Origin of the sequence: Lentisphaera profundi, assembly GCF_028728065.1 — a bacterium.
Classification (GTDB): Bacteria; Verrucomicrobiota; Lentisphaeria; order Lentisphaerales; family Lentisphaeraceae; genus Lentisphaera; species Lentisphaera profundi.
Map to the genome: position 1 here is coordinate 129,061 of NZ_CP117812.1, position 25,636 is coordinate 154,696.

Consider the following 25,636-nt stretch of genomic DNA (forward strand, 5'->3'; position numbering starts at 1 on the left):
AAGTGTTGCACTTATTATAAGAATACAAGAGAGAGTAATATTCACACAGGGTTATTTAAATAATTTCTGAATATAAACAGTGCTATTACACAATCGAGATTTGTAAGAATTATTCGGTTGAATTATGTTTTCACTTCAATAAAAATATGTGGGGATATAATGTTTTATATACGTTTAATTTTGCTTGTTGTTTTTTCTTTTAATGTACACAGTAGTTCACTTGAGGGCATTTGGGTTGGAAGATGGTTTAAAGAACAACCTATCTATTATAAGATTTATTCTAAACAAAATGACTCTGGGCGACAAAGTTTATATGGCGATTACTATACAATTAATGACGCAGGGATGAAATTTATTAAAATCCATTCTGAACTCCCCTTAGAAATAAGAAAAAGCGAAGCGGAAATGAAGTATACTTTATTAGAAGCAATTAAGAATAAAAAAGGGGTAATGGTAGCTACAGCAATATTTGACAAGGTATATAAATGTAATTTATACAAGGTTAGTGAAAGTGATTTTTCTCACTTCTCATTATCAAATTGGGATAACTTGATAAAGCTATGTCGAAAAAAATATCGTATATCTGGGGATTTCAAATCTACTGCGTCTAAAGTAAAGTTAGGCTTTGACTATCAGTTAATAAACGAACCAGGAAATAGTGCTCATTCATTAGTAGTGACGTCTGTCTCTAAATATAGCCCCGCAGATCAGGGAGGAATGAAAAGAGGCGATAAGCTCATTACATTTAATAAAAAAAATCTATCCACTGAATCAGAATTAAAAAAAATCTACGTTTCCTAAAAGAAAAATCGATAGTTTATATAACGGTCTTAAGAGCGGATAAAAAACTTAAACTTAAACTTAAACCATTTAGAGTACCTGATGCAGATAAACCGAAATTTCATTTTTTTAAAAGAGCTGCACAAATCGTTGCCGGCAATAGATTGATTATAGAAAAGAGGGACACACGAAATCAAAATCATGCTTCTATAGCTCCTATTAAACTATTAAGGATGAGAGGGGGAGCTATCAACTCTGGCAATTTCACTTCCGCAGAAGATTGGATTACAGTAAATTTTGGTAAGCAGTTTGGTTATAGAGGAATGTTTGGAGACCTAGGTGATTCTTACGGTAAAACTTACATGACTGAACATGGTAGTTTTAAAGGGACATATGGATGGAATAAAAAATTAAAACCTAAAATCATTAATATTAATAAACAAAATGATTTATTGGGATCAAGAATTACAGATTTTTCTTGTGTATCACTAAGTTCAAATGAGAAACATTCCTCTTGGAAAATCCAAGTCGAAAAAAATAAAGACTATTATGTGGTCGTCCGATCCGGTAATGTTTTAAACAAAGCTTTCAAAGGATGTCATATTAAAGTAAATGGTGAAACAGCAATTCATATTGATAATAAAAATTCTCAGGAAAATAGATTAATAACAAGCAAACCTATAAAATTAAATGCGAAAGATGGTTTTATAACTCTAACGGGAGGATTAATCAATAATCCTTCTGAGGCTTATAACTTTATAAGCCTAATCATGATTTGGCAGTTACGAGAGGTTAGTTCGGGCACAGTAAGAACAATTTTTGAATATGATGCCAGAGGAAGACAACTAAATTTTTAAACGTTTATAGCAAACCACTTGTTATCAATATTCAGTACAGGCGCCGTCGTATTTAGCACGTCTTATATAATTTATATCGCCTTCGTTCAAGTCCTCTCCCAGTATAAAGCCGCTCCGCTATTTACATGGAAGAGTTCTTGATCTTCAGTTGATTTACTAACGTAATTCATCGCCATCGGGCAGAAAACCAAAGGTTTTTGTGTTATACTAGATTTCAAAAAAAGTGATATGAATGAATAATCAAATCTTTGAAAAAGCCTTAAATCTAAATGCGCCTTGGTATATCAAAAACATAGAATTCTCAGCAGAGAATAAACAACTCGATATTTACATTGATTTCGAAAAAGGATAGAATCCCGTTGTTTCTGTAAATTGATGTGACCAATTTTAGTTAAACAGAATAATTTTTTTTGTAGTAATCCTACAGTCGCCGCTTTCAAAACTAGCAGTCGCTTGACAGTTTATTTAAAGTATCTTGTTTTCACAAGCTATTATATATTTTCGGATAAGCACTAATTACCTACGTGATATAGGTCAGATAAGAAAGCCATGGAGAAGCAAGTAAATTAACCTTCACGTAAACAGTTTGTGATGTTTTCGATAACGTAATTCTTTTTTCATTTCTTTGTGATCGTAACGATGTGGACCAAATGCTTTTGAAGCGGTCAAAAAAGTCAATACTCCTAATGCACCTAGAACGGCGGTGAATATTGAAGTAAATAATAGACTGTAAGCGATTATTCCCAGATATCGACCGAGCGGCACACGCTTAAATAAAAACACAATAGCTAAGCTATTAATAATGAGCGTGATACCTCCAAATGCGATTGAGTTATAATTCATTTCACCCCTAGTTAGATTCAAGAGTAAAAATAAACTCATGAAAATAAGCAGTTCACTTAGTGCCCATACACTCAAAGATTTATCATAAAGTTGTTTAAGTTTCTTATAAGGTAAATCGGCAAGAGGCTCTAAGTCTATTTGTGGGATATTGTCACACGGCTGTCCTACCGGGATCATTTTTTTGTAGGCGGTGCAAAGCTCTTTATAAAAATCAATGCATGAGGTATGATTTGAAGTTTTATGGAGCTTAAATAATTTTTTTAAAAGCTTACGCTGTTTACGATCAAATTGCATTTCTCCCAAGTCTAATGCTTGACTTAGTTTTTCCCCCGTCAATAACTCATACGCAATACTTCTGTACACATTAATCAGTTCTTTAACTGATTCAGAACCACCTACTGATACGGAAGTAATCGTCTGTTTATTTAAAAATTTAGTCGCTAGCAACTTAAGTTCCCCGCCACTGGTCATGAAGATGTCATCCATGCTAAGTTGGGGATAGACGACAGAACGTGAATGAAGATAATCTAAGACTTGGCTAAGTTGATCACATAAATTCAAAGCTAAGGTCAAATCCAACTTTTTATTTAAGGTATTCAACCATTGCGTGAGATTGATACCTTCAAAATCATCCAATAATACGCAATAATCGCCATACTCAATGGGTTCATTTTGAGCATTGAAATTCAGCGTTTCTATACGGTGTAAATATTTAAGGGACGCCAAATAGGGATGAGCTAAAGTGGAAAATAATTTAAAGTTTTCTTGTAGATTTTGAATTTTCTCTTGGTTTTGTTGAGTATGAGGAAGGACAATTTTTATAATAATATCAGAAAATGATTCTGTATCATATCCTCTATAAAGTTGATGTTCACCTGCAATCCGATCTTTCAAAAGAAAGTGATCAAAACTGGCTAAAGCAATAGCTTCATCAAGTGTATTAAGTTCCCCTATACTAACATCCATCATTCCCACCCTCTTACGACTCAATAATATTTTATTTTCGCGATTTGATCCATTGTTCGACATCTTCCGCCGTTTTCATATGGGATACTTCTTCTACCCAACCTTGGCCATATAAGGCAAAAATTTTATCTCCTCCAATCAAACCAGGTTTTGTACTAATGATGATGGTGTCCATGTCAGCATTAGATTCATAAGTCTGTCCGGGTTTTAAGTGGATGACAAAATCGGACTTATTCGCTAGTACCTCTTCCCAACTGGGTTTAGGGTTATTTAATGTTGTAAATAAAGATAAATCGCCCAGCATTTCATCCATCTTTTTGGGGACGGGTCCTCGTCCAGCATAAAAATAATTATTAATATGAGAGGCGACATTTTTTAGTTGATTTTTTATACGACTTTGCTGACTAGCTGCAATAGCCGCAGCAACTTCACTATTATTGGCTAAGGATTTTGGTAAGCCTAGCTCGACCATCAAGTTTTCACTAATGCTATTTTCACCCCATTGCGATTGCTGATAAACTCGAATACCCACCCAGGTGAAAAAACCAAGAAAAATAATGCAGGCTAGTCGAACTAATGGGTTCGCTTTTAATAGCTCAAATTTACTTATTGGCGGTAGTTCGTCTAATTGACTTTCATTAACTTTTTTTGTTTCAAATGAATGATCACCTGCCAAAGCAGCTAAAAAATCTGTGCAATTCCCAAATCGCTGCTCACGGGTTTTTCCTAATGCGCGTTTCAGAGCTCGATTCGCTGCGGTATTTAAAGCATTTAAATCTTCAACGTCATTATTGGCGACTACCTGACAAATGAGTCCACTATCACCCGTTGCAAACACACTGCTGAATGGGACCTTTCCGTTAATTAACTCGTAAAATACAACGGCTAAGGAATATTGGTCGGCGCTACTAGTTTGTGCCTTACCTAATAATTGCTCTGGAGGCATATAAGGACGTGTGCCAGAGGTGGAACCTTTATCAGTAGTCAATTGGCTTAAACTTGCTCGGACTTCGCTGGCTAAACCAAAATCAAGTAATTTGACGTCGCCTTCTAAACTCATCATAATATTCCCCGGTTTGATATCTCGGTGAATGACATTCTTGATATGCGCAAAATCTAAAGCGGAGGCGAGCTTTTTACATACTTTCAAAGCTTCAGAAAAAGGAACCTGTCGCTGTGGAAATTGTTTTGTCCATTGTTTTAGTGTTATACCTTCGACATACTCCATGACCAATACATAATCACCCGCTTGAACATGTACTTGACCAGAACGAACCTGCTTAGCGCGGTGGAGGTATTTTAACTGAGCAATATTGGGGTGAGTTAAATTTGAGACTAAATTGAAATTGTCGCGAATCGCCTCCATGTCATCATCGGAGTGATTCAATTCACTCGGTAAGGTTTTGAGTGCAACTAATGAATTTGCAACGGTATCTTTCGCCAAATAAACAGCGCCAAAACCACCCCTGCCTAATTCCTGAATGATTTCATAGCGATCAATAACAGCCAAAAGCTGCTGTGTTTCCTCCCCTTGTGTGAGCAGATCACCTAAGCTCACATCTTGATCAGTAAAGGAAGGAGAGCTAACAGGTCGCCCCATGGTGGGCAGATCACCTAAGCTCACATCTTGCTCTAGTCGTGGGTTAACATCGCCCATAGTAGGCATATCACTTATGCTTAAATCTACGTCATCCGAATTCATCAATACTACCTTAGCTAAATCGCTCAAGTTAACTTAAGGTCGAAAGTATTGCTAGTCTATAAATAATAAGGCAAGTATAAAATTCCGTATTTCATACTCATCCGTCCACGCTTTGTGTGTATAACTCGGGTTCAATGAGTCAGCAGTGATTCACTGTTAATTTCGAATAAGTTATTTAAAAGAGAGTGACTTGCTTTTGAAGCTGTATAAAAAGACCTCCTATTAGGAGGGGCTAAGAATGAGTATAACGTTTAGCTATGGGTGAATTTAATTATTTCTTTGGGCTTTTGATTGATTGCTGTAAATATTTATCGAGTGGTACGAGTAGATTTTTCGCTTCAGAAAATTCATCGGAGAGGGCTTGGGCTCCTTTGATCATATCGACCGAGAGGCCGCGGGTCGTACTTATATTTGTTTTCGCTTGGTTTTGAGGTGAAGAATCCAGTGTGACGGACTGTAAAAGTAAGGCGACACCGGCAACTTTGTTTTCTTTCACACCATCACCACGAATATACAGCATGCCTAGATTGCCGATGGCCCAAGCATCCCCTTGGACGGAGGCTTTACGATACCATTCATTGGCTTTGGCAAAGTCAACTTTAGTTCCACGACCATTTTCGTAGAGTACACCAAGATTGTATTGCGCGGCAGCATTGCCCTGAGTAGCGGCTTTTTCATACCAAGTAAGGGCTTTCGCCATATCTTTGCTGACGCCAATACCATTTTCAAACATTAAGCCCAAATTGAATTGAGAGTCGACGTGACCATCTTTGGCGGCGATGAGAAATTCCTTGTGAGCGAGTGGTAGGTCATTGGCTTGATAAGCCGTAATTCCCGCCTTAAAATGGCTATTTTCCAGTGCTTGTGCATGAGTTTTTGTGCTAAAGAGCAAACTTGCAAATAGGCAAGCACCCAAAGTAAAGATTTGTGGTTTAAAAAGTTTCATTTTCAGCTCGCTTTAATTATTTATTATTCAGATTGAGGACTGTAAAAAGAACATGATTACACAGATGAGAGCTCCCTTCAGCAAGATACTGCCGTCTGGATAACACCTCTATGGCAAGAGCTTAGGTCAAGTATCTAGGTTTTTGTTACTTATCGTAGGTAATCGTGAAAAAATGAGTCCTTGCACTGAATTACGTGGGATCAGATTATTTTCAATCCTTATTAAGACTAATAAGCCCTTTAATCCTTAGAATTAATCTCACACAAATATAACAAAGCAATCAAACAGATGGGAGAATCACCCAATGTTGAGTAAGCCTTATATCTTGTACACTTCGCTTCCCATTCCCAATGTTTATTGCGGTCGGTAGCGTGTGGTAAAACTAGCAAACTAAAGTTTGAACTACATACCCTTATGTATGTAGTCCACGATTTATCGTGCGAAGTAAGTCTAAAACCTGAATCCCTTCGAGATTAACTTAATGTAGCTCACGGATTTAGGTGAAACCTTATAATTCCTGGAAGTCGTAGACGACGACTTTGGCGAGGGCAGGTTTTAGTGTAGTCTTCACGGCTTCGACGTGCTTGGGATGATCGAGGTAGACTTTTAGATCGTCGTTATTTTTGAAAGTGACGATGAAGGAGATATCGAAAGTATTGTCAGCGACGGGTTCCACACTCTCTAATTTTGTACCAATAGAAACATTTTGTACTTCTTCAATTTTTTTAAGACCTTTGACTGCTTGGATAAATTCGGTCTGTGAGGCACCGGGCTTTAACCAGCACATGACAATATGTTGAACTTGCGGCTTCGCTTGATTTTCTAGAGTGGAACATGAGCTCATAATGACGACCATTAAAATTATTATTACTTTATACATAAGATTATCTCCATAAGGATTTACGATGCTTTAATAGGCCACCGCCACAATAAATTGAATAGGAGAAAACTCGCAAAAAATAGGTAAAAAACGATAAGTTTTGCGCTTTTCGCAAAGATCTAGATACTTCGAAAAGGCTTATAAATGAGCCTAGAAACTTGAAAACAATCCTAATAAGTAGTAATATATTAACGTTTATGTGAATTTTTAACCACTAATTGATAATATATTATGTATAGATTAGATACTCCAGATGAAGTGGCTTTGAATTTAGCTCAGAGAATGAAATCTAGGCGCTTAGCTCTGGCTTGGAAGCAGCAAACCTTAGCTGAACGCTCTGGAGTGAGTTTGGCGTCCTTGCGTCGTTTTGAGAAAAGTGGTCTTATTTCTCTTGAGTCGTTATTGAAGCTAGCCTTTGCTCTCGATCACTTAGATGATTTCGAGAATATATTTAAAGCTCCTTTAGCACAGAGTCTGAAAGATTTGGAAGTTCGTGAAGATAAACCGCAGCGGGGGCGCTTATGAAAAAGTTAGAGGTTTATTATCAGCAAAGTGAAAGTGATTCACAACTCATTGGAACTTTAGCTGAACAGGATAGAAAAATTTACTTTGAGTACGCAAGTGACTTTTTATCTGAGCCCTTGTGGTTATCTCCTTTTAAATTAGCTCCTAAATCGGGTCTTTATGAATTTAAAGATTATGATTTTGGACAAGTTTTTGGTCTATTTGATGATTCTTTACCGGATGGCTGGGGACTTCTTTTAATGGATCGTATGTTTCGTAAACAGGGGCTTAATCCTAATCACTTGTCGATACTGGATCGCTTGGCTTATTTGGGTTCACGAACGATGGGTGCCTTAAGCTATCGCCCTTGCTCGCAGTCCGAAGATGTATTGCAAGAAGTGCTAGATTTACAAGTCATGACTGGTGAAGTAGAGAAAGTCTGGCAAGGTTCACTTAGCGATGTATTGCCTCAATTGCTCCACCATGGAGGCAGTCCTGGGGGCGCACGGCCCAAAGTTTTAGCAGGAATTAAGGGTGATGAAATCATCACGGCAGATATTTTACCGGATGGCTTTGAAGCGTGGATTTTAAAGTTTATTGCGCCTAATGAGCACAACGATTCCGGGAAGCTTGAGTATATTTACTCACTAATGGCGCGAAAAGCAGCGTTAAGAATGCCTGAGACGAGACTCTATAAAAGTGCTGATAAATCTTATTACTTTGGGATTAAACGCTTTGATCGTAAAGCAGGCAAGCGGGTCCATATTCATACTTTTGGGAACTTAATTCATTCCAATTATCGTATTCCTTCAAGTGATTATTTAGATCTACTTAAAGTCACTCGAGTCTTAACAAAAAATCAAGAAGATGTGGAACAAGTCTTTAGGCAGGCGGTATTTAATATTGCTAGTCATAATCGCGATGACCATGTGAAGAATTTTTCCTTCATCTATGACAAAGAGTGGTCAGCAGCACCGTCCTATGATTTAACTTTTAATAGTGGTCCAGGTGGTGAGCATAGTATGAGTATTTGCGGAGAAGGCAAAAATCCCAGGGGGCAAGGCTTAGTCAAACTGGCGGAGAAATCTGGGATTTCAGTCAAAAAAGTAAAAAGCACAATTGAAGAAGTCTCTGAATCACTTAATCAATTTTCGAGCTTAGCAAAAGAATACGAAATTGAAGCTAAAGAGATCCAAATGATTGATAAGCACATTCAAGCAAATCTCAAGCGTCTCAGACTATAAATACCAAAAGGAAGTATAAAATAAGGCCTAATGGAGTTTGAAAATTTTCGTAAAACGCGAGACAATTGCAGAGGCGACTTGTGAGGTTTTCTTAAGGGGGGACATTGAGAAGTTCTTTGCGATATTCCGCGGTGTCAAGAGAAATGAGCCGAGGAATAAATTGTGAAAAGAGTTGTTTGACCTGTTCGCATTCTTCACTACTCAAACTCATTCTTGGCTACTAATTCATAGAGATCAATTAGTAGAACTCAACGACCCTGCACTAAAGTACAGGGGTTCCGGACTGGAAGTCCGGGGTATTGTCATTCAACAATAAAATTATCATCGCTAGCATCATCTGGTTTACCGTGGTGTTCTAAGTACGCATTAACTAATTCTTCGGTCAAGTCACCTGTACTCCATGCATCTAGCCTGTTGCCAAAAAGTGCGGACCCCAATATTGTTTTTTCAAATGCGGAAATTCTTTTTGGAGCAAACGTGAACTCCGACCTTTCAACATTTTCACTATATCGCTCACACTTACATTCGGTGGATACTCAATGTGCATATGGTCTGTGCTAACGGCTCCTTTCAAAATACGAACATCAAGTGCTCCACAGCCTTGTCTCAGCAACTCTCTACACCTAAGCTTGAGATCGCCTGTCAAAACCTTATATCTATATTTGGTAACCCAAACTATGTGTACACTTAACTTGGTAACTGTATGATGTCCATTTCTTGCTCTTTTTATCTAAGTAGCATACCTCAAATTCCGCGCTTTTTTATGATAAAGCCTTCCACTAAAGTGGAAGGTTTTACACCCGCGTCCGGGGACTAATAAATGGCTGCCGATGGGCAGAAATCCTTTAAATGGATTTTGTACTTTCTGGGGTGATAAAAGGATGAATTACTCCTTAGAAAGTTGATAATGAAGTCTATAGTGATTTTACTCAAGGGTTTAATTCGTAAAACCACGCTCATGGAGTGAAATACTATAATTTATTTGATTAAGCATTGAGATAGCGTATAGATTTATTTAAGGCTCCAGAAACTATCAAATTTCATTCTGCACCTGCGGCTGTTTTGGCCAATTGAAGGAAGAGCATATTATGTAATGACTTATTTTATTAAGGGAATAATGCAATTCATTAATGATTTTTACCTAAAAAATCTCATCGTATTAAAGTTTGTAAAAGAGGGTGAATAATCATTGTAGGATTTCTTGAATGTTTACATCGAGAACATTGGCAATGTCTAGAGCAGTTTTAAAATAAACTTTGGCTCCAGCTTCGGCTCTTTTGATGGTAGATAATGAAAGAGGGCATTTACGATTAATACTTTGATTGACAAAATTATCTACACTCATTAACTTTGACTGCCTGATTTGTTTTATTTTCTCACCATTAACAAAGACTCGCCCTGAAGATATTTTTTTATTTTCTTCTACTAAATCTCTAGCCCTTTTTTCAAGTTTTCTAATGAGATTTAAGCTTTTTTTAGACTCTGCTTCTTGCATTGCTTTCAAAAAAAACATATCAAGAGTTTGATTATAAGGCTCAAAGTTTTTTGATTGTATCTTATTAGTAATGTCTGGATTGTGTATTGATATACTTGTTAGTAAAAGCATTGAATTTACATCTGAAAAAAAATAGGCTTTCCCTTTTATAGTTATAGAGTTTTGATGATCTTTAAAAACGACCTCTTCGTCTGAATCATTTTTAATAAAATCATATGTTAATTCTTTAAAAAAATAAAAGGGAGTAAACGTATCTGATATATAATCATCAAGTTCAAATTTTACATCTAACCAACTAAAACCAGGGCCCTTGTCTAAAACCTTATTTTCATCAGAAATTAGTAAATAAAAGGGAAAAATTTTGTTTAACCAATCATAACTAATTCCAAATTTTTTCACATAATCATCTCGGTGTATCATACTAAATATATTTAACTTTTAGTAATACCTTTTCTGAATCCTTGATCACGTCAGTAATACTGATAGTTTTGTTGAATTTCGTAGCTAGAGCTTCAACTAAACCAATAACCATAAACTCTAACCCGTCTCTCGTTGATCTATAAATCAGATCAAAATCCTGTTCACTTTCATTAACTACCTGAAAGTGTGGAGGCTGTAAATTTGAAAATGAGGTAGCAACATAAAGGTGTAATTTATTTAGGTTCTTAAGGAAATCTATAAATGAATTTCCTCCAATTTTATATGCTTCACCATATCCCTCTGATATAGCAAAATCTATCCAATAATGACCAAATTTTTTTAGTACTTCGTCAGTGCTTGTGTTTAATTTATCACTAACTTGCTGAACCAATTCAAATATTAATTTATCGTCATAATAATCAGTTTTTATGAAATCTCTCTCAGGAAATTCAGCTTTATCACATATTTCTACCCATGCTTGAGCACCCATTTCTGTTTCTACTAATTTTTTTACAGCAATACCTATCAATCCATACATCATTTATCTCCATAATTTCTGTGATGTTATCGTTTATATACAACAATCAAATGGCATTGTTACATTAATTTAAACATTACATCTCAAAAGATATTACTTAACGTTCATGAAGTCAACTATCTAATTTTTTTTAGTGTTTTTTATGAGGTTTATTATTTAAAAGCTTGTTCAGAGAGATTTGTTTTCATCAATCCTAGTGAAACCCCAGGCAATTTCTGCGGAGACTTGAGAGGCTTTTTTAAGTGGGGCTTTTTTAAAGGCAGAGAGAACCTCTTTGCGGTATTCGCGAGGACTGAGGTAAAAGGCTTTAGAGAAGCAATGGGAATAGTGCTGTGAGCTAAGTACATTCACCCTCTTCGAGGGTGTAAATCATGCCCCCTTTTTTTCAAAAACAAGAAATTTTAGTCCTTTAAGCTATTAATCAGACATTGAATTAGATATATGATGACGACCTTTAATTTGACTCATATATTCCATCTATATTGTCGCCAAATTAATAGTTAAAAATGCTATTTAATGGGAGTGGCGTAGTCTTGACCATTGAGGCTCCTGATGACGGAACGCATCCACAAGTCTAGCTCTTTTTTCATGCTTGCAAGGCGCTGCTTATGTTGATCATTTCGAGATAAATCTCTAGTCTCCATGGGATCATCTTGTAAATTATAGAGTTCAAATTTCGTGCCATTAATGCGATGGAGTTTCCATGGCCAGTCATTCCATGCAGCGTGACCTGTTACGGAGTCTTCAGGGAATTGTGGGAAGTCATAGACATCTTTATTGATTCGCAAAGCATCGTGTGGGAGTGGACTATTGGCTTTTTGTTTTTTCATGATCGCTTTTAGAATCTTGTCGCTCCAGGTGCCTTGACCCGACTGAAAGTTATGCCAAAAACCTATGGGCTTTTTACGTTCGTCTTCTGTGCCCATAATAATACCGCTGACATCGCTACTGATGAGCGGCCCTTGATTTTATGCGCAGGCCATTCAATAATGCTCGGCACGCGTAAGCCACCTTCATAAATACCTATAGGAAGATGGCTATAGCTAGAATGATACTTTTATTTAATTTGTGTAATTTTAAGTGTAAAAATATCTTTGCATGGTAGACGCGTCGGGTTGAGTTGAGGTAGGGTGATCTCTACTCCTTTTGCAGTCTTAGTGTATTGTAGATCACCTTCTACGCCCAGCAGGGTTACTTTTGAATTAGAACTTACTTCGAGGTCACGAATTTCTATTTTTCCACTACTTGGCCATACTGGCATTAAGCCATAAAGAGTCTGATCCTTTTGTGTGAAGTAGAGTTGTTTATGAGCGTTACCTGGTTTTGGGTTGAGAGTTACTTCGAAAATAGGGAAGCCTGATTTATAATTTGACGTACTGAATTTAGGTATTTTTCCTACACTCCATTGGCAAGATTTTTCCCAGGTTTTAGTCCCATAGATTGCTTCGCCATTGACGTCTAACCAGTGGCCTATTTCAATAAGGCGATTTTGCATAAAAACAGGTATGCGACCATCAGCAGTAGGTCCAATATTCAACAATAAGTTCCCTCCGCGACTGACTAAGTCAACGAGCATGAACACTAATTCTTTGGTACTGTTATATTGAGTAAAATCCTCATTTCTATTGAATCCAAAAGAATGGCCCATGCCGCGATTTTCTTCCCAAGGTTTATCTACGTTTTCAAAGCCAGAGCCATATTCCGTGGTGAAGTAGCCCCCATTTTTACCACGACCCTTACCCCATCGGTCATTAATGATGACTTCATCACGATTGATTGCACTATTATAGAGCTGTGCGAGAAGAGGCTTGGTTTCCCAATAATTATCATCGGCTAACCAATCCCCATCGGAGAAAAGTAAGGCAGGTTTATATTTTTCCACGAGTTCGCGGAACTGAGGATAAAAAACTTCTTTTATATATTTCTTGTAACGATTGTTATTTCCAGAGCGAATTTCTTTCATGTTATCATTGTAGGGATTAAACCAATCCCAGAGTGAATAATAATAACCCATTTTCACACCTCCAACGGAGCGAACTGAATCAGCTAACTCTTGACAGAGATCACGTCCTGGACCTGAATCGACAGAGTTCCATGGCATGCCAAATGATTTACTCGCCTGCTTATTTGGCCAAAGGGTATAACCATCATGGTGCTTTGAAGTTAAAACAATGTATTTTGCACCGGATTTTTTGAAAATGTTCGCCCATTGATCGGGCTCGAACATTTCGCAATTAAATTGATCACGAAAGTTTTTGTAAGGGAAGCCTTTGCCATAGACGCGATCATGGAACTTATTAACTTCTTGATGGCGATAAATCTTGTGCTTAACACCCTCTGGTGGTGTAGAAATAAGATCATACCAATACCATTCAGCATAATGACCTTTTGGCGCATAAGAAGGAACTGAATAAAGGCCCCAATGGATAAATATCCCAAACTTTGCATCACTATACCATTGGGGTGCTTGGCGTGAATTCAACGAGTCCCAATTAGCTTCGTAGCGAGGTCTGGCTGTCTGTTTAGCGTAGTTATTTGATATTTGAATTGCCTTAAGTTGATCTTCTTTATCGTAATCCCAGTAATCTTCAATAATCTCATTGAAGGGGTATTTTTGATCGTCTTCTTTATACTTTTTACGCATCGCTTTAAGCTGAATTTTCAAGTCTTGAATAAGCTCGATATTACTCGGTTTATTATAGATGTTATTCATTTCTTTAGGATCATTAATTAAATCGTAGAGCTCCCACGCTGGAGGCGTGAGTGGATCGTTAGACCAAGCAGAGCCATAAAACAAAATCAGTTTGTGTGTTTTTGTACGAATGGCAATATGGGCTGGGTTGTCATGATGAAACATGCTCATCCAATAGTGATAATAAGCCGCTTGCTTTGAATTTTCATTTTCTTTCCCAGTCTCTAGTTCGTCTTTGAAACTGGTCCCTTGCATATATGTGGGTGTCGCTACACCTGCAAAATCCAACATAGTGGGAGCAAAATCGACATTTTCAGTCATAAAATCAAATGTACTGCCCGGTTTAATGCTTTTTGGATAACGGATTATAAATGGCATGCGCATACTTTCTTCATAGGCCCATCGCTTGTCAATGTAATCGTGTTCGCCAAGCATAAAGCCTTGATCACCGGTGTAAATAATCACGGTATTATCGTAGAGGCCTTCATGCTTTAAATAATCGACTACACGTTTAATATTATCGTCCACGCCTTTGACACAGCGGAGGTATTTTTTAAGATATTTTTGATAGGCTTGACGTTTATATTCTTTGTCAGATAAATTAGAATCAATTTGTTCATCAGGAAAGGTATTGTTTAAATCTAAGCCCATATTGCGGCGCGGATTGCGCTTGCCAACAGATGTGCCGATTTTTGCTTTTAGTTCATCATTGTGCCCACGTGTCGCAATTGATCCGTGATTACCTTGTTCCCATAAGCTCTCCGGTTCTGGGATGTCTACATCCTCTAAATACGTATCGTAACGCGGGGCATTCTCAAACATGTCATGGGGTGCTTTAAAGTGATATTTCAAGAAGAATGGTTTGGTTTTGTCCCTTACCTTTAAGTAGTCTAATACGGAATCAGTAATACAGTCAGAACTGTGCCCTTGCATCTTCACCATCTCTTTCTGTCCTTTAAGAAAAAATGATGGATTGAAATAATCGCCTTGGCCCTTGAGTACTTTATAATAGTCGAAGGCCTCTGGGCGTGATTTTAAATGCCACTTGCCGATGACGGCAGTTTGATAGCCAGCACTTTTCATTTCACTTGCCAAGAATTGCTTCTCTAGGGGCAATGGCTGAGCTAGAATGGACACTCCATTTACAGCGCTATATTGGCCCGTCATAATACTCGCTCGGCTAGGACTACAGATCGAATTAGTACAGAAAGTGTTGCTTAAAATGGCGCCTTCACGAGCTAATTTATCTATATTAGGAGTGGGGTTGAGCTTGGCTAAGTGGCTGGAATAAACGCCAATGGCTTGACTGGTATGGTCATCTGACATGATGAACAAGATATTTGGCTTGCTTGTTTCTGCTTGACTTATGAGGCTGGTGAAAAAAGCAATGTAAATAAGTAGCGTAGGGGATGATTTCATAGAGCTCTCTCTGTAATAAAGTGTTTGTTTATTCTTAATGACTAAACATCAGAGTGGCTTTAGACAAGCACCAGAAAAAAAAGGATAGTTTTATTTATGCCGCTTAAAATATTCAGTTGAAGCGACTTCTTTAATTTTGAATTTAGTACGAAAGTAAGCAAGATCACTTTTACTAAAAAGCTTGGGGTTTAAAGTAATTTCTTTAACGCCAATGAGATCACTAAAAACCTTGATTTTATAGCCAAAGTAATGATCAACAGATTGTACATAAGGTAGCTTGAGGCCAAGAAGCGCTTCTAAATCATCAACTTTTGATTTAGAAATATCGATTGAATTTAAATTTAAGACAGATAAAACATTAAGGGACTTATCAGTTGGAAGAGGCAACATAAAGTTTGAGTATGGAGTCCCCTGAAGAGACAAGTGATTAAAAGTATTTCCTATCGTGAAACGTAATGAATCCACATCCTCGTGACTTACATTATTCAATAAGTCCAAGAGATTTTTTACGGCAGAGACATAGTGTTCAGGATAAATCTGCTTCATTCTTTTAGTGTGAAAGTAGAAAACTTTGTAGTAAAGCATTTTGCCAAGCTGCACAGTATTTTGCGCGAATAGTAGACTTAGTTGATTCCCAGTTAAAAGTATATTGTCATTGGGTTTTATTTTACCAAAGCGCTGAGCTACTTGAGAAAGAGCTGTATCGCCAGATTTTTCTAAGCAATGATATGCTTGATTAAATTCTTCTAGACTGAAGTGGAATTCTCCCTTTTTTTGCCACAACTTCTTTAGTTCCTGGGGGGAATTTTCTAAGAGGAGAGCTTCATCCAGCTTACCAATCATCAACTGAATAGTGTCTACTTCTTGGATCCATCCACTCTGATGAATAATACCTCTAATTTCATTGCTTAGTTTATGTGTACTTGCTACCTGTTTTTTGTAGAGTTTAAAATTGTTGAGTGTTTGTTTTTGTTCCTTATCAAGTTTTTGAAATGCTGTGTAAATGATTAAATTTATCAGGATAAGGAATAAAGCCATGAGAAGAGACAGGCGCTGATTACGCTTGATTAATAATTTAATTTGTTTGATGAAACTCGCATTTTCCGCTGCAGTTGCGAAGCCATCTAGGTAGTTTTGTAAGTCTTGTCTTAATTCAGAGACAGCTTTATATCGGTCATTAGAATCTAAGCTCAATGCCTTGTGAACAACTGCGCATAAGCCAATTGGAAGTTTATTGTCATATTCGTTAATAGGGGTGATCTTACCCTTTAATGTCTGGGCTATAATTGTTTTTAAATCTGAACAATTCGTCTGTAATGGCAATTCATGTACTAGTATAATATACAGCATAACTCCGAGCGAATATATATCATCACTAAAGGTAGCAGAGCCTCCTTCAGCTTGATTAGGGGACATAAATCCCGGTGTCCCTTTTAGTTTACCTTTTATAGTAAAGTCATTCAAGGTTTCGGCATCTAGCGTAAGCTCATTATCAACTTTGATTTCTGAGCTAGAACATGATCTATCTATGACTTGCGCGAGGCCCCAATCGAAGACTGTGACATCCCCAAAATAGCCGATACTTATATTCTCTGGTTTTAAATCAAGATGAACAACCTTTCTAGAATGAGCGTATGCAATAGCGTCGCAAACTTTCATAAATATTTGCAAGAGTTCGAGTCGTGAATACTTACTTGTTGAACTAGAGACTTTAAGTTCATTAATTAATTCTTTTAAAGTCTGTCCCTGTAGTAGCGCCATAATAAAATAGACGTCATTATTGGAATCTATGCCCATATCATAAATACTGATAATGTTGGGGTGCTGAAGGGCCGCGGTTAATCTAGCTTCTCGTAAAAAATGTTCTTTTTCACTATCTAAGGATGATTTTGGAGCTTTTGCCATGGCGACACAACGGTCGGCCGCTGAATCGTAGACTTTATAGATTCGTTTTTCCCCACCTTCGGCGAGAAAAGTTTCTTTGGAGTAATGCGTTTTTGGCTCTATTAAAGAGTGATAAATGGGAGAAATAAAACGTTTTTCTTGATCGTTCAAATCACTTTTATCCGAAGAGTAAAATGAGGCTAAATTAATTTTCGCTTGCCAACCTTGTTCTAAAGCATTGATATCTAGATCTTGTTCAGCATTGAGTTTGGCGGGATTAGCCATTATTCAAGTTCTTGCCTTAGACGACGAACTTCTTGAATTAATCGTTCTTTTACTCGGCTTCGCAAGCGGTAAACGGAATGTGATTTTATACCGAGTTTTTCTGCAATATCTTCTGAACTAAGCCCCTCCATAGACATTTTAAAAGCTTCAATTGCGTGACCGGAAAATTGCGTACTGATATTTTCAAATGCTAAGTTGCTCAGGTGCTGTTCCCATTCTTGTTGTGCGATTTCATTGATTTCGGGAAGGTCCATAGTTTTCAAACTGGAGGCCTCGGGGTTCGATGCAATATTTTCCATCCGTTGAGCTTGTGTTGTTTTAATCTTAATAAAATCAAAAATAGCATTTTGGCAAATTTTACCTAGGTAACTTCTAAAACGACGGATTTCATCGGTATCCATTTTCGGAAGCTGGGTCCAAATTTTTATCATGATACGTTGCATGATATCTTCAATATCGTCTTGAGGGACGCCCACTTTACGAATGATGGCATAAATATAATTTTTATAAATTTCTATAAATTCTTCCCAAGCAGCTTCATCATTCTTATCTTGAATTTTTTTTAAAAGCGTAAGGCGCGTTTTATATATATCATCCATAATTTTAGTACATATTCTCATTTTGAAAAATCTGTTAACCGATAGTGAAAACTCGAAATATAAAAGTTTTCAAAAAATCTTTATCCCCTTGTCTAAAAAAGACTGTTATGAAGGTCTGTATTATACAGCAAGTATATTTATTACTATAATTAATTAAATCAAGGTATCTGATGAAGCAACTTATTCTATTGTTCTTAACCCTAAGCATTACCTCTTTTGCGGGAGTTCAAGAAACTTACAAACAAGAACAAACAAAACAAAATAAAATGAGAACCTCATTATTAAATGAACATAAAGATAACAATGAAGAACTAAAGGCTGTTAATAGTCAGTTATCAGAACTCCACATCAAGATCTTTGCCATCATTGATAGCGCTCATCCAGAATTTGCTTCTTTAGCAAAGTCTCAAAAATGGACAGAATTCAATAAATACACTAAAGAACTCATAAAATCAAATAAAGAATTTGTGGCACTATGGAAGCAACGAGAAGATGGCTATCAGCAACAACTACTTATTTTAGCTAAACTGAGCCCGGCTTTTGAGCAACAAATGGCGCTCACTCGCAAAGCAAAATTAGCAACTCACAAAAAAGTACAAATCTAAGTTTATTACAAAAATCGAATTCCAATTCATAGGCGCTAAAATGATTAAATACCTCTTAATTCCCTGTTTGTTAATGTTTGGGACTCTCCAAGCAAAAGAAAATAAACACCCCAATTTTTTGTTCATTTTTGCCGATGACATGAGCTTAGATACAATTGGTGCAATGCAACGAGATGTCTGCAAAACGCCTAATTTAGATAAACTTATGGCTTCTGGTGCCAGCTTTAATCGAAGCTATAACATGGGTGCTTGGAATGGCGCTGTATGTATGGCTAGTCGCTCTATGTTAAATTCAGGGCTCTTTGTTAATCGCGCTCAAGAAGGAATAAATAAGTACCCTCATTGGTCTGAAATCATGCGTGATAATGGTTATACTACATACATGACAGGGAAATGGCATGTGCCTGGTAAACCTCGCTTTGATGTTGTGCGGGATGCAAGACCAGGTATGCCCAATACCTTTCCCCACAATCAACCGGAAGCTTATAATAGGCCTAAGTCACCAGAGCATTATGCAAAAGGATGGAAACCGTGGGATAAGACCAAAGGTGGTTTTTGGGAAGGGGGAACTCATTGGTCAGAAGTCGTCGCTAATCATGGTGTCGATTTTATTGAGATGGCAAAAAATGATGATAAGCCATTTTTCATGTATATTGCCTTCAATGCTACTCACGATCCAAGGCAGGCACCAAAAGAGTACATCGATATGTACCCCCTTGATTCAATAAAAATCCCAGAAAACTTTCTTAGTTCATACCCCTATGCAGAGCCTATGGGAGTTCCACATTCATTACGAGATGAATACCTTATGCCCATGCCTAGAACTGAATATGCGGTAAAAGTTCACCGTCAAGAATATTTTGCCCTTGCGACACATATGGATGAGCAAATAGGGCGAATTCTGAAAGCTTTAGATGATAGTGGTATGGCAGATAACACTTACATAATTTTTACTGCAGATCATGGTTTAGCGGTTGGTCGTCATGGTTTAGTGGGGAAGCAATGTATGTACGACCATAGTATGCAAGTTCCCTTTTTTATTGCGGGCCCGCAAATCAAAGCCAAACAGCAATTTGATATGCCTATATATTTGCAAGATGCCATGGCAACCACTTTAGATTTAGCAGGTATCAATAAACCAAAGCATGTTCAGTTTAATAGCGTCATGCCTTTAATTAATAAAAAGCGCAAACAACAATACCCTCTTATTTACGGGAAATACACTCATACTCAACGCATGATTCAAGATGGTGATTATAAGTTAATCGTGTACCCAAATGCACAGGTATATCGTTTATTCAATACAGCGAAAGACCCATTCGAAATGATTGACTTGGCCAAGAACCCTGAATATGCTAACAAAGTCAAAAAACTGACGAAAAAGCTAAAAAAATTAATGCTCGATATGGATGACACCTTAAATCTTGATCAAGCTAAAAATCTTAGTCAAGAGGCACAAAAAAAAATAACTAACCCTGATGGGCATTAACTTTAATTCTAGGTCCATTGAATGAAGTATTTATTAAGTATAATTTTCACATTAACTATTTTTGGAAATGATAAACCAAATATCATTTTTATTGCTATAGATGACTTGCGTAATGAACTGGCTTGCTATGGTGTCGATAAAATCAAGACTCCCCATATCGATAACTTAGCTAAACACGGTCTGATTTTTGATAATGCTTATTGTCAGATTGCAATTTGTTCTCCATCGCGAACAAGTGTATTAACTGGACTTCGACCACAATCTACAAAAGTATTTGATTTAACAACTCACTTCCGAGATACCGTGCCAGATGTTATAACACTGGGGCAGTTCTTTAAACAAAAAGGATATATTACTCAAGGATTTGGGAAGATATATCACAATAGTTTAGATGATCCTAGATCTTGGAGCATAAAGCATTTTATGTCTAAAAATTCACTCTATCAAAGAGCGGAAAATCAGCAACTAATCAAGAACCAGGTCAAAGCTGCAAAAGAAAAAAAACTTAAAGGTCATGAATTTCGTTTTGCAACTATGGGCCCTGCATATGAATCTGCGGATGTACCCGATGAGGCTTACCCCGATGGAGAAAATACAAAATTAGCCATAAAGGCACTCAAGGGCTTTGTTCAAAAGAAGCAGCCCTTTTTTTTAGCTTTGGGCTTCTCAAAACCACACCTCCCCTTTAATGCACCAAAAAAATACTGGGACCTATACGAGGAGGATAAATTGGATCCTCCAGCAATATCTCATCGACCCCTTGACTCTCATCCACGTTTGACCCTAACTAAATCGGGCGAAGTTAGATCTTATCATGGCGTTGTAAAAGAAGGCTCTTTAGGCGCTGAAATGAGCTCGAAACTTAAGCATGGTTATTATGCGTCAGTATCGTATATAGATGCGCTAATTGGTAAGTTTTTACAAAGTTTAAAAGATACTGGTTTAGACAAAAATACGATTGTTATTTTATGGAGTGACCACGGTTTTAAGTTAGGTGAATACGATTCATGGGTTAAACATTCAAATATGGAAATCGATGCTCGAGTACCACTTATTATATCTTCACCTTGGATGAAGGTAAAAGGTGTGCGAACTAATGCTTTAGTAGAACTGGTAGATATATATCCTAGCTTAGTAGACCTGAGTGGTTTTACAGTGCCTACTTTTCTCGAAGGCACATCTTTTGCGCCCTTACTAAAGAAGCCAAATACACCTTGGAAAAAAGCCGCTTTCTCACAGTATAATCGTGGTTCTAAAATAATGGGTTACTCTGTACGAACTGCTTATTTTAGATACACTGAATGGCGTCTTGTAAAAAATAATAAAGTTATTTTTAAAGAACTATATGACCAAGTAAACGATCCTTTGCAATCACGAAACATTGCAAAGAAAGAAGAGGTAAAGATAGTTCAGGCTGAATTACATGAAATGATAAATCAACAATGGGGACTTAAATGAAGTTACTGATATTCCTCTTGATAAGTAATTTTTGTTTAGCTTCAGATAGACCTAATTTTATTTTTTTTTAAGCGATGATCAACTCAAATTAGATTATTCAATTTATGGTAACAAGACAATTCAAGATACGACCATTGCTAAACTAGCGGAAGAGAGTCTTGTTTTTGACAACGCTTTTACAACACAAGCTATTTGTGCTCCCAGCCGAGCATCTTTGTTCACAGGTCTTTATCCGATAAGAAATGGTTTGTTTATTAATCATACAGAAATTCGCAAAGGGACAAAGACTATTGTAGAATTTTTAGCGCCCTTGGGGTATGAATTAATCCGCGCTGGCAAAGAGCATGTAAGTCCTCGTAATATGATAAAATGGAATTACGAATTTAATTCAGTTAAAAATAATGACAATTCAGGTTCAACGATACCTATTGAAGAGATTGATCAGTATTTAAAAAATGTAGCTAACAAAAATTTTTGTTTATTTATTACTTCCAGCCTACCCCACGGGCCTTACCCTAAGGACTCTAAGTACTCTTTCGATGATATCACAGTTCATCCATTTCAACAAAACAAAAGAATAAAATCTACTCTTGGATATTTTGATAATATTGACAATAAAAACCAAGAGTTATCCAAAGTCTTGGCGCTAATAGAAAAATATAAGCTTAAAAACAATACTGTGTTTATTTATTCTACGGATCACGGCAATGGTAATCGAGCTAAATACACAGTTTATGATGCGGGTTTGAATGTGCCCTTCTTAGTTCGTTGGCCAGGTCATATTAAGCCCGCTAGAACTGATGCGATGATTAGCTTTGTTGATGTGTTGCCTACGTTTATTGATATAGCGGGAGGGAAAGCCGTTACAGGTTTAGATGGAAGTAGTTTTAAAAAGGTACTGTTTAATAAGGCTCAAAAACATAATAAAGCAGTATTTGGGGTGGCAACTAATCAAGGGATCTGGAAGTGTAAAGTATTTCCTCAAAGAAGTATTAGAACTGAAAAGTATAAGTTAATAGTCAGCTTTAATACACTCGACAAATTAAATAAAGACAAGGCGGTAAATGGACAAAATACTCATCCATTCCTGCTTATTGGTGCATTACAATATAAGGATATTCCAGAGCTTCAGTTATTTGATATAAACAAAGACCCTCACGAACTGAAAAATTTAGCAACAGACCCTGATTACCAGGCAGTTATTACACAATTGAAAGATAAATTAGCCAAATGGATGAAAGATCAAAATGATTTTTTAGTTTTTGGAGGTCCTATCCCCTTTTTGAAAACTAAACATCCTTTGGATCAAAACAGTAAATTGAATCAAGTTCCAGATCATCTTATTAATACAATCAAAAATTATACGGATCCCCATAGCATTACGAAACAAAAATAATGCTCTTTAATAGAAGTGTCGAGGCTCTTATCGGTCTTTATTTTCTCTAATGGAATTAATTCATCCAAAGACTGTGAATTCAAGAAGTATAAAATCCCTCATAACCAGAAAGAGCTGAAATCTAACACACTTAGCTTTATGAGAAAACTTCAAAATCAGTCAAACAAAGTGGCAAAGTATTTCTGTCATCCAGCTGTTAAACATGCCTTTTAATAGTCTTATAATTAATCACCGTAATAATACATCAGTTAGTGGAATTTTTACGGGGATCTCCTACTTGTGACTTCCTTTATTTACTGACTTTTTCTATTTCTAGTAATGACCATGGTTTTTTTCGGTTACTAAATCGTCCTCTTATACGGCGAACATCTTGCCAAGTGACGATTTTAGATTTGTTTCCCCACGAATTGCTGATGTAGGTAAGTACATCTGCGATGTATTGGTTATCATGAGAGGCTAAAGATTCCATCGCGCCAGGATATGTTTTACCATCGACTGGTCCAATTAAGCCGTGTAAAGCTATTTTAATTAAAGCATCATGTGGGCCAAGAACTCTTTTAGAGCCTTTTAAAGCTGGTGCTAGAGTGATGCTTGTTCCTGCCATTGCTACGCCCTGTCCATCTTTGCCATGGCATGCAAAACATAAAGAATTATAATGTTTTTCACCATTTTTCATGACTTGTTGAAAAAAGGGTCCTTTGCCCTCTAGGGCTTTTAGAAATTCTGCATGTTTTCTGTTGTCATCTAGATCTTTTTCTTTTTGCCCTACGTTGAGTTTGACGAGGGGGTCTGATCCATATTTTTCAATGAATTTATCTAAATATGGTGAGGAAAAATCACGGGAGCCAAATTTGTTAAGACTTAAAAATACTTGTGCTAATATTTCACTAGTGGCTGAATCTTGATAAATTTTTTCATAGATTCCGTGTATTCGAGAATCGTTTTTTAACCAACGGTCACTAATGCGTAGTGCTTGAAGGGCTATTTGTTGATTGTCTCCAAAAATAAGATTTTTGATGAGCTCAAAATCAATGCTATCAATACCATCTAAAGTCCATAAAATCTCAATCTTTTCTTGAGTGTTATGAGATTTATAAAAAGCTTCAAGGTATATGTTTTTTAAGTTTTGCTGATATCGCAAAACTAATATTTTTCTCACTGTCGTTCGCATCCATCCATTCTTTGAAGCGAGTAAAGGGAGGAGTTCTTGAGAACTTAGATTCAAAAGTTGAGGCGCCTGATATTTAGAATTATGATTTTCTGGGACTAAACGATAAATTCGCCCTCGTTGTATGTTATTAGCCAAGCCATATTTATCAATTATATGCCTTAAATAAGTCCCTTGAGTCGTCCAGTTTGCCTCTTGAATAACACCGCGATACATATCAACTATGTAAATAGCTCCATCAGGCCCTGTCTTAACATTTACAGGTCGAAAGTTGGCGTCACTAGAACGGATAAATTCGCTTTTGGGGAAGGAGTTTTTTAACTGTTTAAACACCGTACTTGGGTTAAATTCTGCCATGCGAATGAGCCTCCCAACTGGCTCACAGACTAAATAGTTGCCATAAAATTCAGGCATCAATGCTCCACGGTATACTCCATGACCACAAGCGGCAGTAAAATGATTAAGAGTATTGTTAGTTCTTAAACGCAAAAGTCCCCCTTGCGTATCTGGTATGTCGTCAATTGGCCAAACGGTATTAAAGCCTTCTTCGAGTTCCTTCGGGAAGGTGCTCTGAGAGTAAATTGTGGGCGTCTGGAAAAACTGAAAGCTTTCTTCTGCACCTGATTGAGCAGAAGAAAAATGTCCTGCGTCATCGGCTGCTAAGCCCCATTGTGATTTTATCGCTGGGTGTTTTTCAACAATGACTTGGCCGTTTTGGATTTTAAAGCGTTCACGCCCTTTAGTTATGTAAATCCAGTTATCTAAATTCCAAATTAGTCCACTAGCTTGATGTTCAAGATTCCCTTTACGAGCTCCACCTTGATACCAAATTGTTTTTTCATCGGCTTTCCCATCTTTATTGGTATCTCTATATGAGTAAATATTTAAGTTATTAGTTTCGCATACTAAAATTCTGTCGTCCAAAGGTAATATCATGCGTGGCAGAAGTAAATTATCAATAAATACAGATGATTTATCCATTTTACCATCACCGTTTACATCGGTCAATTTAATGACACGACTGGATTTATTGAATTCACCTTTTGCATCTGCATCTTGCATATAAGTAGACATTTCGATAACATACATATCTCCATTAGCGTCCCAAACACAATCAACAGGTTCTTTGATCATGGGCTCTGAAGCAACTAGTTGGATTTTATAGCCTTTTGGGACCTGTATGGTTTTTATACTTTGACTTGGAGTAAGCGGCTTAACTTTATCGTATAAACCGGGGGCAAGATTTGCTCCCTGGCTCCACGCAAAACTTGTAATAGTACTGATAATAAGGGTGCTTAATAAACGCATAAATTTCCTCTCGTGTATTAGAATCGGTTAAAAGTGATTAATACTTAAGTCTATGGAAAGGTTTTTCTTTATACAGCTATAAGTGATTTATTGTTATAATTAGACGCCGGCAAAGGCATTATTTGTATAGATATATAAAATAAGCCATGATTTTCATG

The 25,636-nt window shown here is 36.9% G+C and carries 18 protein-coding genes and 2 pseudogenes; 8 read left to right on the forward strand and 12 right to left on the reverse strand.

Translation table 11 applies throughout. The features are described from left to right. Positions 1 to 159: 159 nt before the first annotated feature. Positions 160 to 801, forward strand: a complete 642-nt coding sequence (locus tag PQO03_RS12035) for a PDZ domain-containing protein (protein WP_274153440.1) — start codon at positions 160 to 162, stop codon at positions 799 to 801. A gap of 143 nt (positions 802 to 944) precedes the next feature. Then, positions 945 to 1,637 (forward strand): hypothetical protein, encoded by a 693-nt coding sequence (locus tag PQO03_RS12040; RefSeq protein ID WP_274153441.1) that lies wholly within the window; start codon positions 945 to 947, stop codon positions 1,635 to 1,637. A gap of 573 nt (positions 1,638 to 2,210) precedes the next feature. Here the strand turns inward: PQO03_RS12040 and PQO03_RS12045 are convergent. From PQO03_RS12045 to PQO03_RS12060, 4 genes are all read right to left on the reverse strand, one after another. Beyond that, positions 2,211 to 3,509, reverse strand: coding sequence for a protein kinase (locus PQO03_RS12045; RefSeq protein ID WP_274153442.1), 1,299 nt, complete (start codon positions 3,507 to 3,509; stop codon positions 2,211 to 2,213). Beyond that, positions 3,478 to 5,148 (reverse strand): serine/threonine protein kinase, encoded by a 1,671-nt coding sequence (locus tag PQO03_RS12050; RefSeq protein WP_274153443.1) that lies wholly within the window; start codon positions 5,146 to 5,148, stop codon positions 3,478 to 3,480. The genes PQO03_RS12045 and PQO03_RS12050 overlap by 32 nt, the downstream gene beginning before the upstream one ends. A gap of 271 nt (positions 5,149 to 5,419) precedes the next feature. Beyond that, positions 5,420 to 6,094: a tetratricopeptide repeat protein gene (locus PQO03_RS12055; RefSeq protein WP_274153444.1), complete on the reverse strand. Its 675-nt coding sequence runs from the start codon at positions 6,092 to 6,094 to the stop codon at positions 5,420 to 5,422. A gap of 508 nt (positions 6,095 to 6,602) precedes the next feature. Further along, complete coding sequence (locus PQO03_RS12060; RefSeq protein ID WP_274153445.1) at positions 6,603 to 6,974, reverse strand: Dabb family protein; 372 nt, start codon at positions 6,972 to 6,974, stop codon at positions 6,603 to 6,605. A gap of 231 nt (positions 6,975 to 7,205) precedes the next feature. Here PQO03_RS12060 and PQO03_RS12065 point away from each other — a divergent pair, with 231 nt between their 5' ends. Both PQO03_RS12065 and PQO03_RS12070 read left to right on the forward strand, forming a co-directional pair. Then, complete coding sequence (locus PQO03_RS12065; RefSeq protein ID WP_274153446.1) at positions 7,206 to 7,499, forward strand: helix-turn-helix domain-containing protein; 294 nt, start codon at positions 7,206 to 7,208, stop codon at positions 7,497 to 7,499. Further along, on the forward strand, positions 7,496 to 8,722 hold the full coding sequence (locus PQO03_RS12070) for a type II toxin-antitoxin system HipA family toxin (RefSeq protein WP_274153447.1): 1,227 nt from the start codon (positions 7,496 to 7,498) through the stop codon (positions 8,720 to 8,722). The genes PQO03_RS12065 and PQO03_RS12070 overlap by 4 nt, the downstream gene beginning before the upstream one ends. Positions 8,723 to 9,024: 302 nt before the next feature. Here PQO03_RS12070 and tnpA read toward each other — a convergent pair. The 7 genes and pseudogenes from tnpA to PQO03_RS12105 all read right to left on the reverse strand — a co-directional run bounded on the left by tnpA (position 9,025) and on the right by PQO03_RS12105 (position 18,054). Then, positions 9,025 to 9,452, reverse strand: a pseudogene (tnpA, locus tag PQO03_RS12075) (IS200/IS605 family transposase). 456 nt (positions 9,453 to 9,908) lie between these two features. Next, positions 9,909 to 10,616 carry a rhoptry family protein gene (locus PQO03_RS12080; protein ID WP_274153448.1) on the reverse strand — a complete coding sequence of 236 codons (708 nt, stop codon included), beginning with the start codon at positions 10,614 to 10,616 and terminating at the stop codon, positions 9,909 to 9,911. A gap of 22 nt (positions 10,617 to 10,638) precedes the next feature. Further along, positions 10,639 to 11,178, reverse strand: coding sequence for a heme NO-binding domain-containing protein (locus PQO03_RS12085; protein WP_274153449.1), 540 nt, complete (start codon positions 11,176 to 11,178; stop codon positions 10,639 to 10,641). Between the two features lie 506 nt (positions 11,179 to 11,684). Next, entirely contained in the window at positions 11,685 to 12,101 is a 417-nt protein-coding gene (locus tag PQO03_RS12090; protein ID WP_274153450.1) for a hypothetical protein, read from the reverse strand. A gap of 131 nt (positions 12,102 to 12,232) precedes the next feature. After that, a complete protein-coding gene (locus tag PQO03_RS12095; RefSeq protein ID WP_274153451.1) occupies positions 12,233 to 15,286 on the reverse strand; it encodes an alpha-L-fucosidase in 3,054 nt (1,017 codons plus the stop codon). A gap of 90 nt (positions 15,287 to 15,376) precedes the next feature. Next, entirely contained in the window at positions 15,377 to 17,455 is a 2,079-nt protein-coding gene (locus PQO03_RS12100; RefSeq protein WP_274153452.1) for a serine/threonine-protein kinase, read from the reverse strand. Further along, positions 17,455 to 18,054: an RNA polymerase sigma factor gene (locus tag PQO03_RS12105; RefSeq protein ID WP_274153453.1), complete on the reverse strand. Its 600-nt coding sequence runs from the start codon at positions 18,052 to 18,054 to the stop codon at positions 17,455 to 17,457. The genes PQO03_RS12100 and PQO03_RS12105 overlap by 1 nt, the downstream gene beginning before the upstream one ends. Before the next feature lie 170 nt (positions 18,055 to 18,224). On the opposite strand from PQO03_RS12105, the gene PQO03_RS12110 reads away from it, so the two are divergent. From PQO03_RS12110 to PQO03_RS22000, 4 genes and pseudogenes are all read left to right on the forward strand, one after another. After that, entirely contained in the window at positions 18,225 to 18,659 is a 435-nt protein-coding gene (locus tag PQO03_RS12110; RefSeq protein WP_274153454.1) for a hypothetical protein, read from the forward strand. A gap of 40 nt (positions 18,660 to 18,699) precedes the next feature. After that, positions 18,700 to 20,148, forward strand: a complete 1,449-nt coding sequence (locus PQO03_RS12115) for a sulfatase family protein (RefSeq protein WP_274153455.1) — start codon at positions 18,700 to 18,702, stop codon at positions 20,146 to 20,148. Between the two features lie 21 nt (positions 20,149 to 20,169). Beyond that, entirely contained in the window at positions 20,170 to 21,606 is a 1,437-nt protein-coding gene (locus tag PQO03_RS12120; protein WP_274153456.1) for a sulfatase, read from the forward strand. A gap of 76 nt (positions 21,607 to 21,682) precedes the next feature. Then, a pseudogene (locus PQO03_RS22000) lies at positions 21,683 to 23,002 on the forward strand (sulfatase-like hydrolase/transferase); the annotation flags it as partial. 289 nt (positions 23,003 to 23,291) lie between these two features. Here the strand turns inward: PQO03_RS22000 and PQO03_RS12135 are convergent. Continuing rightward, positions 23,292 to 25,478 (reverse strand): DUF7133 domain-containing protein, encoded by a 2,187-nt coding sequence (locus PQO03_RS12135; RefSeq protein ID WP_274153457.1) that lies wholly within the window; start codon positions 25,476 to 25,478, stop codon positions 23,292 to 23,294. Positions 25,479 to 25,636: the final 158 nt, after the last annotated feature.